The 12,915-nt window shown below is 63.4% G+C and carries 9 protein-coding genes; 6 read left to right on the forward strand and 3 right to left on the reverse strand.

The genetic code is table 11. From position 1 onward, the window contains the following. Window positions 1–435: 435 nt before the first annotated feature. Window positions 436–1,941, forward strand: coding sequence for a DUF3369 domain-containing protein (locus ACQ4WO_RS20535; RefSeq protein ID WP_436483034.1), 1,506 nt, complete (start codon window positions 436–438; stop codon window positions 1,939–1,941). Between the two features lie 31 nt (window positions 1,942–1,972). Here ACQ4WO_RS20535 and ACQ4WO_RS20540 read toward each other — a convergent pair whose 3' ends face one another. Continuing rightward, the gene (locus ACQ4WO_RS20540; RefSeq protein ID WP_436483035.1) at window positions 1,973–3,919 is read right to left on the reverse strand and encodes a GAF domain-containing sensor histidine kinase; all 1,947 of its coding nucleotides are present in this window, start codon (window positions 3,917–3,919) and stop codon (window positions 1,973–1,975) included. Between the two features lie 185 nt (window positions 3,920–4,104). Here ACQ4WO_RS20540 and ACQ4WO_RS20545 point away from each other — a divergent pair, with 185 nt between their 5' ends. The 5 genes from ACQ4WO_RS20545 (at window position 4,105) to ACQ4WO_RS20565 (ending at window position 11,774) form a co-directional block, all read left to right on the forward strand. Beyond that, entirely contained in the window at window positions 4,105–5,652 is a 1,548-nt protein-coding gene (locus ACQ4WO_RS20545) for a C13 family peptidase (RefSeq protein ID WP_436483036.1), read from the forward strand. A 42-nt stretch (window positions 5,653–5,694) separates the two neighbouring features. Next, window positions 5,695–6,048, forward strand: a complete 354-nt coding sequence (czcI, locus tag ACQ4WO_RS20550) for a cation efflux protein, CzcI family (protein WP_436483037.1) — start codon at window positions 5,695–5,697, stop codon at window positions 6,046–6,048. A gap of 103 nt (window positions 6,049–6,151) precedes the next feature. After that, the gene (locus ACQ4WO_RS20555) at window positions 6,152–7,390 is read left to right on the forward strand and encodes a TolC family protein (protein WP_436483038.1); all 1,239 of its coding nucleotides are present in this window, start codon (window positions 6,152–6,154) and stop codon (window positions 7,388–7,390) included. 12 nt (window positions 7,391–7,402) lie between these two features. Beyond that, a complete protein-coding gene (locus tag ACQ4WO_RS20560; protein WP_436483039.1) occupies window positions 7,403–8,605 on the forward strand; it encodes an efflux RND transporter periplasmic adaptor subunit in 1,203 nt (400 codons plus the stop codon). 25 nt (window positions 8,606–8,630) lie between these two features. Continuing rightward, the gene (locus tag ACQ4WO_RS20565) at window positions 8,631–11,774 is read left to right on the forward strand and encodes an efflux RND transporter permease subunit (RefSeq protein ID WP_436483040.1); all 3,144 of its coding nucleotides are present in this window, start codon (window positions 8,631–8,633) and stop codon (window positions 11,772–11,774) included. Window positions 11,775–11,954: 180 nt separating this feature from the next. Here ACQ4WO_RS20565 and ACQ4WO_RS20570 read toward each other — a convergent pair whose 3' ends face one another. Then, window positions 11,955–12,464: a hypothetical protein gene (locus ACQ4WO_RS20570; RefSeq protein ID WP_034753470.1), complete on the reverse strand. Its 510-nt coding sequence runs from the start codon at window positions 12,462–12,464 to the stop codon at window positions 11,955–11,957. A 121-nt stretch (window positions 12,465–12,585) separates the two neighbouring features. Next, complete coding sequence (locus ACQ4WO_RS20575) at window positions 12,586–12,822, reverse strand: hypothetical protein (protein WP_072457088.1); 237 nt, start codon at window positions 12,820–12,822, stop codon at window positions 12,586–12,588. Between the last annotated feature and the right edge of the window lie 93 nt (window positions 12,823–12,915).

Here is a 12,915-nt window from a genome sequence, read left to right on the forward strand (position 1 = left end):
GTAATCCTTTCAGGAAAAATGTGGGTGGCGCATGAGCCACTTTTGATCCGCTTCACTATACCCCCATGCGCCGCCGTTCAAAGCGAAATTCATACCTTGTTACCTTTTCCTACGGCAACTTTGACAAGACCGGCCGCAGACTTTTTTGCAGATTCATTGGCAATATTAATTAAAACAAAGTATTGTCTTGAAAATATAGTTGCCTAAGCGATAAAGTATAGATAGTGTCGGCAGTGCGGATGTAAAGTGCTTTTTTAGCACGTGTGTTGCATGATTTTAGTCAATTGTTCTTGCTTATTGTTAATACTTAGCTGTCAGTCTACAATCGACAAAATGCGCCCGAAAAACGCGCAACGCCGGTAGTGGCGCACAGGAATTCCTGGCGCGGGCGTCTCAGCATTGCGTCAGTTATGCCTTTTAGCGGAACTTGCCCTTATGTCATTTTTGTCTTCAGCATCGCCCAAGTTACCTCCCTGGAAAGTCCTGCTCGTCGACGATGAACCCGACATCCACGACATCACCAAACTGACGCTGAGCCGTTTCCGCCTCGAAGGCCGCGCCCTGAGCTTCGTGCACGCGTACAGCGGCGCCGAAGCCAAGCAGGTGCTGGCGCGCGAAGAAGGCATCGCGCTCATCTTCCTCGACGTGGTGATGGAACGCGAAGACAGCGGCCTGGAAGTGGCGCGCTGGATGCGCGAAGATTTGGGCAACCAGTTTACGCGCATCGTGCTGCGCACTGGGCAGCCGGGACAGGCGCCGGAAGAACGCGTGATCGTCAACTACGACATCAACGACTACAAGGAAAAGACGGAACTGGACCGCACCAAGCTGTTCACCACCACCTTTGCCGCCCTGCGCGCCTACCGCGACATCATGAAGGTGGAAGAAGCGCGCCAAGCCCAGCTCCATTACCGCGAAGGCCTCGAGCGCGTCATCGCCGCCTCGGCGCACATCTTCAAGCAGCGCAACTTGCGCGACTTTGCCAGCGGCCTGCTGCAGCAAGTCGTCGCCCTGCTGCGCCTGGAAACGAGCATGCTGCTGCGCCTGCGCGGCGCCAGCGCCATCTCGGGCGAACAAGACTATGAAATCCTCGCGCAGATCGGCGACACGGACGATGGCATTCTCAGCCCGTCCCTGCTGTCGCAGCTGGACGACGCCAAGAGCAATAAAATTTCGCGCCTGCACGGCGACACCTATGTCGGCTATTTCCCGAACAGCAGCGGCAAGGCCTCGCTGCTGGTCTTGAAAGGCGTGGAAGAAATCTCCGACCTCGACGCGCAATTGCTGGAAGTATTCTGCTCGGGCGTGGCGATCGCCTTCGACAACATCCTGCTGACGCAGGAAATCACCGATACCCAGGCCGAGCTGATCCTGCGCCTGGGCGACGTGGTCGAATCGCGCTCGCACGAAGGCGGCAACCACGTGCGCCGCATGGCCGAAGTGTGCCAGCTGCTGGCGCAGGCGTCCGGCATGTCGGAAGAGGAAACCATGGTGCTGCGCCACGCGGCACCCATGCACGACATCGGCAAGATTTCCACGCCCGACGCCGTGCTGCTCAAACCGGGCAAGCTCGATGCGGTCGAATGGGAAATCATGAAGCAGCATCCGACGGTGGGCATGTCCATCCTCGACGGCTCGCAGCGCCCGCTCCTGAAGGCAGCGGCCGTGATCGCCCACCAGCACCATGAAAAATTCGACGGCAGCGGCTACCCGCAAGGTCTCGTCGGCGAAAACATCCACAAATACGCGCGCATCGCCGCCGTCGCCGACGTCTTCGACGCCCTCATGCACAAGCGCTGCTACAAGGATGCCTGGCCCCTGGAGCGCGTGGTCAGCTACCTGCGCGAAGTGAGCGGCAGCCACCTCGATCCGCAGTATGTGGAGTTGCTGATTGAGAATCTGGATGAAGCGCTGGCGTTGAATCAGCGTTTCCCGGATTAGCATGCGTACGTCGGATTACGCGGCTGCGCCGCTAATCCGACCTACGTGGCTCCAGCGGAAAACGGATTTTGTAGTGTAGTCCCATGCCGGGCGCACTCACCACCTTCACCGTCCCTCCCAGCGGTCCCGTCACCAGGTTATACAGGATATGCGCACCAAGTCCGCTGCCGCCGGAACCCCGCTTCGTCGTGAAGAAGGGGTCGAACAGCTGGCCCAGGGTGGCGCTGTCCATGCCCATGCCGTCGTCGCTGTAGTCGAGTTCCAGCATGTCGCCAGCCGTCCGCACGCCGATCTTGATCTTGCCCGGCTCGCCTTCGGCAAAGCCGTGCACCAGTGAATTGACCACCATGTTCGTGACGATCTGCGAGACGGCGCCCGGATAGCTGCGCAGCTGCACCTCGGGCGCGCAGTCGATCTCCACCTTGACCGGCTTGCCTTTCAGCTTGGGCTGCAGCGACAGCAGGACTTCATCGAGGTATTTGCGCAAGTTAAAGCTGCGCAATTCGTCCGACGACTGGTCCACGGCCACCTGCTTGAAGCTGCGCACCAGCGCCGCGGCGCGCTGCGTGTTCGTCGTCATGATGCGCAGGGTCTGGTCAATGATGTCGAAGAATTGCCGCAAACCGTCCTCGTCGAGCTGGCCGCCTTCGAGGTCTTCGCGCGTCAGTTTCAATTCCTGCACCAGGTGGCTGGTGGCCGTGACGCAAATGCCCAGCGGCGTATTGATTTCATGCGCCACGCCCGCCACCAGGCGCCCCAGGGATGCCAGCTTTTCCTGGCGCACCAGTTCCGACTGCGCTTCCTGCAAAGCGCTCAGGGCGCTGTTCAAGGCCGCGTTCTGTTCTTCCAGCGCTTCCTTGGCCTGGCGCATGGCGCTGTCGGCCTGGATGCGGGCCATCGCCACGGCCACGTGGCTGGCCATGAAAGCCAGCACATCGAGTTCCGCCTGGCCATACACGACGGATTCGTCATAGCTTTGCACGATGATCACGCCATATTTCCGGTCGCCCAGCAGCATGGGCGCCCCCATCCAGCTGGCGATGCCGACATTGCCCAGCGGCTCGTCCATCTCGCCGCTGGCCACCAGCGCCGCATAGCTGCTGGCGTCCAGCAGGCAAGCCTTGCGCCGCGCCAGCACGTACGAACTCATGCCGATGCCGTAATGAAAGCGTTTCACGGGCGCCTGCGCATCCTTCTCGTCGACGAAGTACGGGATCGTGATGTCCTTGTTGTCCGGGTGGTACAGGGCGATCAGGAAATTCTTGGCCGTCACCAGCTCGCTGATGATGGCGTGCAGGCGCGCATACAGGGTCGTCGCGTCGGCCGCCTGCGCCGACAGGTTGGCGATTTCATACAGCGCATGCTGGAGGTTTTCCGCGCGGCGCCGCTCGGCCACCTCGTGCGCCAGCAGGGCCGTGCGCTCCTGCACCGCCTTTTCCAGCCGGTCCATGCTTTGCATGCCTTGCAGGGCGCTCGACACGTGGGTGGCGATCAGCGCGAACAGGGCCTGGTCTTCCAGGCTGAAGCGGTGCTGCGCGTCATAGCTCTGGATGACGATGGCGCCCAGCACCTGATGCTGCTGGTCCAGCAGCGGGCAGCCTATCCAGTGCTCGGCCGCCGTGCCGCCGCCCCAGGCGCCACCGCCGATGGCGCGCATGGCGTCGTCGTCGGCCGTCATCACCAGCTGCTTGCGGTTGACGATGACCCATGCCGTGGGCGACTGCGCGGCGCTGGCCAGGCGTACGCCCTCGTCCGGATCGGGCGCGGCATCGAATTCATCGACAAAATACGGAAAGCGCACGAGGCCGTCGTCATGGTCGCTGAGCGCCACGTAAAAGTTCGCCGCATACATGATGCGCCCCAGTGCCGCATGCACCGCCTGCAGGAATTCGCTGATATCGCTGCAGGTACTCGAGCGCTGCCCGATCTCCAGCAACACGGTTTGAACGGCTTCCAGACGGCTGAGGCGGCTTTCCATGGGTGACTATGTACCTTGTGCAAGTATATGTTCTGAAAATCAATATTATCAGTTCAGCCCGGCCTTGGCACGGCATAAAACGGAGAATCTTGCCTTGAGGCAGAGCAACGCACGCCACGCGCACATTTGCCACGCTGGCAATACAGTGGCAGACTAGGCCCCTTCCTACAGACCAGACCGTCCTCATGACCGCCACGCTACGCGCCTCGCTTCGTCCCTATACCCTCGCCGGCCTGCTGGCCTTTGCCGCGCTGGGCATGCCGCCGCTGTGCGCCGCGCCAGCCAAGGCGCCGGCGGCGGAAACGGCCGATGGCGGACGCTATTTCGGCCCCCTCGTCGCGGGCAAGATGCATGGCCAGGGCCGGCTCGAGTACGCGAGCGGCGCGTTTTACGAAGGCGGTTTCGCGCGCGGCGTGTTTTCCGGCCAGGGCAAGCTGCGCCAGGCGTCCGGCGTCGAATACACGGGCGCCTTCCGCCAGGGCGCCTTCGATGGCATCGGCCGCTACACCTCGCCCAAGGGCGAGATTTATGCGGGCAACTTCGTCAAGGGCAGCTTCGAGGGACAAGGCCGCTTCCAGGGCGCCGACGGCGCCACCTTCGAAGGCCATTTCAAGCACTGGCGCCCGCACGGCGTCGGCAAACTGACCGACACGGACGGCACCGTCTTCGAAGGCGACTTCGTCCAGGGCCAGGTGCAGGGCAAGGCCAAGGTCACCACCAGCGACGGCATCCACTACGAAGGCGAGCTGAAAGACTGGAAATTCGAAGGCGAAGGCGTGCTGCGCACGGCCGACGGCGACGAGTACCGGGGCGGCTTCAAGAATGGCCAGTTCGACGGCAAGGGCGTGCTGCGCTACGCCGTGGCGCAGGCGGACGGCCGGCGCGAAGACAGCGGCAACTGGACGGAAGGCCAGCTGGACGACCCTGCCCTGGACAAGCTCACACGCGACAATATCGAACTGGCCCTGTACAACCAGCGCAACCTGCTCGACGGCGCCCTGGCCCGCATCGCACCGCGCGATGCGGCAAAGAAAATTAATCTGTATCTGCTGGGCGTGGCCGGCGATGGCGCGCAGGAAGTGTTCCACCGCGAAACGGCCTTCGTGCAGCGCCAGTTCGACCGCGATTACGGCACCGTGGGCCGTTCATTGATGCTCGTCAACAGCCGCAACACGGTGGCCCAGCAGCCGATGGCCACGCGCACCAGCATCGCCGCCAGCCTCGACGCGCTGGGCGCGAAGATGGACAAGGCCAACGACATCCTGTTCCTGTTCCTCACCAGCCACGGCTCGCCCGAGCACGAACTGGCGCTGGCGCAAAACGGCATGGACTTGCACAGCCTGCCCGCGCAAGAGCTGGCATCCATGCTCAAGCACAGCGGCATCCGCTGGAAAGTCATCGTGATCTCGGCCTGCTATGCGGGCGGCTTCATTGCGCCCTTAAAAGATGACAATACCCTCATCATCACGGCCGCGCGCAGCGACCGGACCTCGTTCGGCTGCGACGACCAGAACGATTTTACGTATTTCAGCGAAGCGTATTTCAAGGAAGCCTTGCCAAAGAGCGCCGGCTTTTCCGAAGCGTTCGACAAGGCCAAAGTACTGGTGCAGGCGCGCGAAGCGGCCGATTTCCGCGAAGGCGGCATGGAAGCGGAAGAGCATTCCGAGCCGCAGCTGTTTCAGGGCAAGGCCATCGCCGCGCAGTTGAAGGCGTGGCGCGCCCAGCCGCGCTGACATGGGCACGGCCTTCTTTCTTTCTGTACAATAGCCGTCACCATGCGCCGATTCTTCCTCATTTTTCTGCTGTTCGTGCTTCCGCTCCAGATGTCCTGGGCCGCGGCGAGCGCGTATTGCCTGCACGAGGAAGGCAAGGCGGCGCAGCACCTGGGCCACCACAGCCACCAGCACAAGGCCGAGTCCGATGCGGACAAGCAGCCCGCCAGTGACAAAAAAGGCCAGCCGCACAGCGACTGCAACGTCTGCCATGGCATCGGCCATGCATGGCTGCCGGCCGGCTCCAGCCTGCCCATCGGCGACACGGCCTCCGTCAACGCGGACACTTCCCCCTTCTTTTACGCTTCCCACATCCCGGACGCTCCCAAGCGCCCAGACTGGTCGTCGGCCATCTAGGCCGACGGGACGTCCCTTTTTACTGATCACAACGCACGCCTGATTGACCAGGGCGCTAGCCTGTGCGTCCCGTCGAATTCTTTTCCATACTTTGGAGAATTCGATGTACCGATCCATTTATCTATTATTACTCTCCGCGGGCCTGCTGGCCGGCAACTTTGCCCACGCGCAATCCAGCGTGGAACCTGCCGCTCCGCTGACCCTGCCCGCCGCGCTGCTAATCGCCGAGGGCGGCAACGCCACCCTGTCGGCTGCTCGCCACGAATTGGCGGCGCAAGGCGGCGCCCTGCAGCAGGCACGCGCCCTGCCCAATCCGGAACTGCAAACCGTGATGGAAGACACGCGGCGCGCCTCGCGCAGCACCACCGTGCAACTGAACCAGCTCATAGAACTGGGCGGCAAGCGCGGGGCGCGCGCCGCCGTCGCCCAGCGCGGCGAAGACCTGGCGCAAGCGGGCCTGTCACTGCAGCAGGCGGAAACCCGCGCCGCCGTGACTTCCGCCTTTGTCGACGTGCTGGCGGCCCAGGAAGGCTTGCGCCTGGCCGACAGCGCGCAAGCGCTGGCCGCCCGCGCCAGCGACATCACGGCGCGCCGGGTGACGGCAGGCAAGGCCTCGCCCGTCGAGGAAACCCGCGCCCGCGTGGCTGAAGCGAGCATGCGGCTGGAACTGAACCTGGCCCGCAGCACCCTGGCCAGCGCCCGCAAGCGCCTGGCCGCCCTGTGGGGCAACCCCACGCCCCGCTTTACCTCGGCCGAGGGACGCCTGGAAACCTTGCCGGAGCTGCCCCCGGCAAGCGAACTGGCGGCGCGCCTGGCCCAGGCGCCCGCCGTGCGCCAGGCCAGCAGCGCGCTGGCGCAGCGGCAAGCCATGCTGGACGTGGAACAGCGGCGCGCGACGCCCGACGTCACGCTGAGTATCGGCATGAAGCGCTCGGAAGAGCTGGGCCGCAACCAGGCCATCATCGGCCTGGCCTTGCCGCTACCGCTGTTCGACCGCAATGCCGGCAACAAGCTCGACGCCCTGCGCCGCAGCGACAAGGCCAGCGACGAGCTGGCCGCCGCCCGCATCGCCGTGCAAACAGCCGTGGCAGCCGCCACCGAACGCCTGGCGACGGCCCGGCTCGACGTGGAAAGCTTGCGCCAGGACATCTTGCCTGGCGCGCAAAGCGCCTATGACGCGGCCAGCAAGGGCTTTGAGTTCGGCAAGTTCGCCTTCCTCGACGTACTCGATGCCCAGCGCACCTTGCTGCAAGCCAAAAACCAATACCTGCGCGCGCTGACGGAAGCGCAGCACGCCGCCGCCGACATCGAGCGCCTGCTGGGCACACCAGCTCCCTTGTAAGGAATACCATCCATGAACATCACACTCAAAAAGCAGACGATCGCCATCGCTTCCATCGCGGCCGCCGGCATCGTGCTGGCAATCCTCATCCTCGGTACCGGCAAGTCCAACGCCCCGCCGGCCCCTGCCGTCAAGGCGGAAGCACATGCTGAAAAGAAAGACGAACATGGCCACGAAGAAGTGGAAGGCAAGCTGGAATTGACGGCGGCGCAAAGCAAGGCCGCTGGCGTCGTCATCGCCACGGCCGCGCCCGGCCGCATTAAGACGACGGTGGCCCTGCCCGGTGAAATCCGGTTCAATGAAGACCGTACGGCCCACGTCGTGCCGCGCCTGGCCGGCGTGGTGGAAGCCGTGCAGGCGGACCTGGGCCAGCTGGTGAAAAAGGGGCAAGTGCTGGCCGTCATCGCCAGTACGGAATTGTCGGAACAGCGCAGCGCGCTGCTGTCGGCGCAGCGGCGCTTGTCGCTGGCCCGCTCCACGTATGAGCGCGAGGAAAAACTGTGGCGCGAGAAAATTTCGGCCGAACAGGATTACCTGCAGGCGCAGCAGGCGTGGCGCGAGGCGGAAATCGCCGTGCAGAATGCGCAGCAAAAGCTCAGCGCGCTGGGCGCCAGCGGTATCAGCAAAGGTCCGCTGAACCGCTACGACATCCGCGCGCCGTTCGACGGCATGGTGCTGGAAAAACATATCACCCTGGGCGAAGCCGTCAAGGAAGACGCGAACATCTTCGTCATTTCCGACCTGTCGACCGTGTGGGCGGAAATCGCCGTGCCGGCGAAAGACCTGGCCACCGTGCGCATGGGAGGCAAGGCGGAGGTGAAAGCCAGTGCCTTCGACGCCAGCGCGCAGGGCACGATCACCTACGTGGGCGCCTTGCTGGGCGAACAGACGCGCACGGCCAAGGCACGCATCAGCTTGCTGAACCCGGACATGGCGTGGCGCCCGGGCCTGTTCGTCACGGTGGAAGTGGTGTCCGGCGAAGCGGACGCGCCCGTCACCGTGCACAGCACGGCCATCCAGACGGCGGAAGACAAGCCCGTCGTCTTCGTGCAAGTCAAGGATGGCTACCAGGCCACGCCCGTGGTACTCGGCCGCAGCGATGGCACATTGACGCACATCAAGCAGGGGCTGGCCGCCGGCACGCCGTATGCGGCGCAAGGCAGTTTTGTCCTGAAGTCCGAGCTGGGCAAGGACTCCGCCGGCCACGAACACTGATCACGTCAAAGCTAAGGAAACCATCATGTTTGAACGCTTGATCCGCTTCGCCATCGACCAGCGCTGGCTGGTGATGCTGGCCGTGGCTGCCATGGCCGGCCTGGGCATCTACAGCTATCAAAAGCTGCCCATCGACGCCGTGCCCGACATCACCAATGTACAGGTGCAAATCAATACCCAGTCCGCCGGCTATTCGCCGCTGGAAACCGAGCAGCGCGTCACCTTCCCCATCGAGACGGCCATGGCCGGCTTGCCGAATCTGGAACAGACGCGCTCGCTATCGCGCTACGGCCTGTCGCAAGTGACCGTGATCTTCAAGGATGGCACGGACATCTATTTCGCGCGCCAGATGATCAACGAGCGCTTGCAGGAAGCCAAAGAAAGTCTGCCGTCCGGCATCACGCCCAAGATGGGCCCCGTCTCCACAGGCCTCGGCGAAATCTACCTGTGGACGGTGGAAACGCAGGACGGCGCGAAAAAGCCGGATGGCACGCCGTACACGCCGACGGACTTGCGCGAAATCCAGGACTGGATCATCAAGCCGCAGTTGCGCAACGTCACGGGCGTCACGGAAATCAATGCCATCGGCGGCTACGCCAAGCAATACCAGGTGGCGCCGTACCCGGAAAAACTGGCTGCCTACGGCATCAGCCTGCAAGACGTGGTGACGGCGCTCGAGCGCAACAACAGCAACGTGGGCGCCGGGTATATCGAAAAACAGGGCGAGCAACTGCTGATACGCGCGCCGGGCCAGGTGGCGTCCAAAAGCGACATCGGCAACATCGTCGTCGCCAACGTGCAGGGCGTGGCGATTCGCATCCGCGACGTGGGCGACGTGGTGCTGGGGCGCGAGCTGCGCACGGGCGCGGCCACGGAAAACGGCCGCGAAGTGGTGCTCGGCACCGTCTTCATGCTGATCGGGCAGAACAGCCGCGCCGTCTCGCAAGCCGTCGATAAAAAGATGGTGGAGATCAACCGCAGCCTGCCGAAAGGCGTGCACGCCGTCACCGTGTATGACCGCACGGTGCTGGTCGACAAGGCCATCAATACGGTGAAGAAAAACCTGCTGGAAGGCGCGGTATTGGTGATCGCCATTTTGTTCCTGTTCCTCGGCAATATCCGTGCGGCCGTCATCACGGCCATGGTGATTCCGCTGGCCATGCTGTTCACGTTTACGGGCATGGTGCAATACCACGTGAGCGCGAACCTGATGAGCCTGGGCGCGCTGGACTTCGGCATCATCATCGATGGCGCCGTCGTGATCGTGGAAAACTGCGTGCGCCGCCTGGCCCATGCGCAGCAGAAACTGGGACGGCCGCTTACCTTGCAGGAACGTTTTCAGGAAGTGTTTGCCGCATCGCAAGAGGCACGCCGCCCCCTGCTGTACGGCCAGCTGATCATCATGGTCGTGTACCTGCCCATCTTCGCGCTGACGGGCGTGGAAGGCCGCATGTTTACGCCGATGGCGCTGACGGTGGTCATCGCCCTGCTGGGCGCCATGCTGCTGTCGATCACCTTTATCCCGGCCGCCGTGGCGCTGTTCATCGGCGACAAGGTGGCGGAAAAGGAAAACGCCATCATGCGCGCCGCCAAGCGCTGGTATGCACCGCTGCTGGACAAGGTCATGCGCAACACGCCTGTCGTGCTGACGGGCGCGGCCGTGGCCGTAGTGCTGTCGGGCTTGCTTGCAACACGTATGGGCAGCGAATTCGTGCCCAGCCTGAACGAGGGCGACATCGCCATCCAGACCCTGCGCATTCCCGGCACCAGCTTGAGCCAGTCGCTGGCCATGCAGCAGCAGCTGGAAAGCAAGCTCATGGCAAACCACAAGGAAATCGCGCGCGTGTTCGCCCGCACGGGGACGGCCGAGATCGCGTCCGACCCCATGCCGCCGAATATTTCCGACGGCTACATCATGCTCAAGCCCCGCGACCAGTGGCCGGAACCGGGAAAATCGCGCGAGCGCTTGCTGGCGGAAATCGAAGCGACGGCCACCAGTTTACCGGGCAACAACTACGAGTTTTCCCAGCCGATCCAGCTGCGCTTCAATGAACTGATTTCCGGCGTGCGCAGCGACGTGGCCGTCAAACTGTTCGGTGATGACATGGCCGTGCTCGACAGTACGGCCGCGAAGATCGCCGGCGTGCTGGACAAGATTCCCGGTGCGACGGAAGTGAAGGTCGAGCAGACGACGGGGCTACCGATGCTGACGGTGCAGATCGACCGCGAGCAGACGGCCCGCTACGGCCTCAACATTGCCGACGTACAAGCGGCGATCGCCACGGCCATCGGCGGGCAAGAGGCCGGCACCCTGTTCCAGGGCGACCGCCGCTTCGACATCGTCGTGCGCCTGCCCGACAGCCTGCGCAGCGACCTGGAGCAGCTGAAACGCCTGCCCATCGCCTTGCCGCTGGGTGCAGCGGCGGAAGGCCGTGCCCGCTTCATTCCGCTCGGTGAAGTAGCCAGCCTGCAAGTAGCGCCGGGGCCGAACCAGATCAGCCGCGAAGACGGCAAGCGCCGCATCGTCATCAGCGCGAATGTGCGCGGGCGCGATATCGGCTCGTTTGTCGCCGACGCCACGCAGCAATTGCAAGCGCAAGTGGCCATTCCCGCCGGCTACTGGACCAGCTGGGGCGGCCAGTTCGAGCAGCTGCAGTCGGCCACGAAACGCCTGGAACTGGTGGTGCCCGTGGCGCTGGCCCTCGTGTTCGTCTTGCTGTTCGCCATGTTCGGCAACGTGAAGGATGGCTTGCTGGTGTTCAGCGGCATCCCGTTCGCCTTGACGGGCGGCATCGTCGCCCTGTGGCTGCGCGACATACCCATGTCGATCTCGGCGGCGGTCGGCTTCATCGCCCTGTCCGGCGTGGCCGTGCTGAACGGCCTCGTGATGATCGCCTACATCCGCCAGCTGCGCGAACAGGACATGCCCTTGCAGGATGCCATACGGGAAGGCGCGATCACGCGGCTGCGGCCCGTGCTGATGACGGCGCTGGTGGCGTCGCTGGGTTTCGTGCCGATGGCGATCGCCACGGGCACGGGCGCCGAAGTGCAGCGTCCGCTGGCCACCGTGGTGATCGGCGGCATCCTGTCGTCGACAGCCTTGACATTGCTGGTGCTGCCGCTGTTGTACCGGCTCGCGTATGCCGCAAGAGGTAGGTCGGATTCGTAATCCGACACATTGTTGGCTCTGGCGGCGTCGGATTACGGCCTTTCAGGCCTAATCCGACCTACGCCTGCCGCTGCTGTACCGGCTCGCGTATCGCAGAAAAAAAGAGGAGGTAGGTCGGATTAGCGTGGCCGAAGGGCACGCGTAATCCGACACATTGTTGACGCCGGGGGTGGCATTGGATTACGGGCGGCGGTAGCCGCCCTCGATCCAGTTCGCCGCTGACGTGGCGTTGAACTTGAACGCAGCCGAGGTGCGCACCTTGGCAATCTGTTCGCCATCGGCGTCGTAGGCGCTCAGCTCCGCGTACGGGTGGTCTTCGTCGGGGACGATGTCGAACATCACCTTGACTTGCCCCTCGTCGGTGGCGACGAACAGGTTCTTGTGCAATTGCGCATGCAGCTGCTGCTCGTGGCGGCGCAGCACTTCCGACGCCGTCTTGACCAGGGTATTGAACGCGTTGACGTCGAGCGGCTTCGGGTTTTTCTTGTCGCGGCCCATGGTCCACGGGCCCACCAGCGCCGGCTCCGGTTCACCATCCTTGATCATGGCCACGGCCCAGCCTTCGTCTTCCTCGTTCTTGATCACCCTCGCCGTCCAGCCATTGCCTACCCACAGGCGCGGCTCCTGGATCGGGGCGTCATTGTCCTGCTCGGCTGCTTCGTCGGAAAAGTCGGGGAAATCGGTACTCATGGCGGTGCTCGTGATGGAAGGTCGGGGCTAGCATGATAGTCGAAAACGCCCGCCCGTGCCGCGTTCCCGGCGGCATGGGTGAGCGTTCAACACTTCCGTCCGGCATCTTCCCACGCGACTGTCAGCACATGGACATGGCAGGCCGGTTGGGCCAGGTCAGCGGCGGGCCCGGCGGCACCCAGCGCGGGTCGATGGCCGGCAGCGGCGCATGGTAATTAAACGGATTGATGATGATCGGCGGTATCGCCGATGGCGCACCGACGGGCTCGGCGCAGGACTGCGTGGCGCTACGCTGGCGCGTGATTCGATGGTCAGGGGGGGATAGCGATTGATCCCCGGTATCTGCAAACAAAAGCATGTTGCCCTCCTTGCGAGAGTGAGGTATTCAGTATAGGACGGCTTGCGCACATTACAAGAAAAGAAATCTTGTTCCAGATCAGCGTTTTCTGGC

This window comes from Janthinobacterium aestuarii (genome assembly GCF_051380835.1).
GTDB classification, from domain to species: domain Bacteria; phylum Pseudomonadota; class Gammaproteobacteria; order Burkholderiales; family Burkholderiaceae_D; genus Janthinobacterium; species Janthinobacterium aestuarii.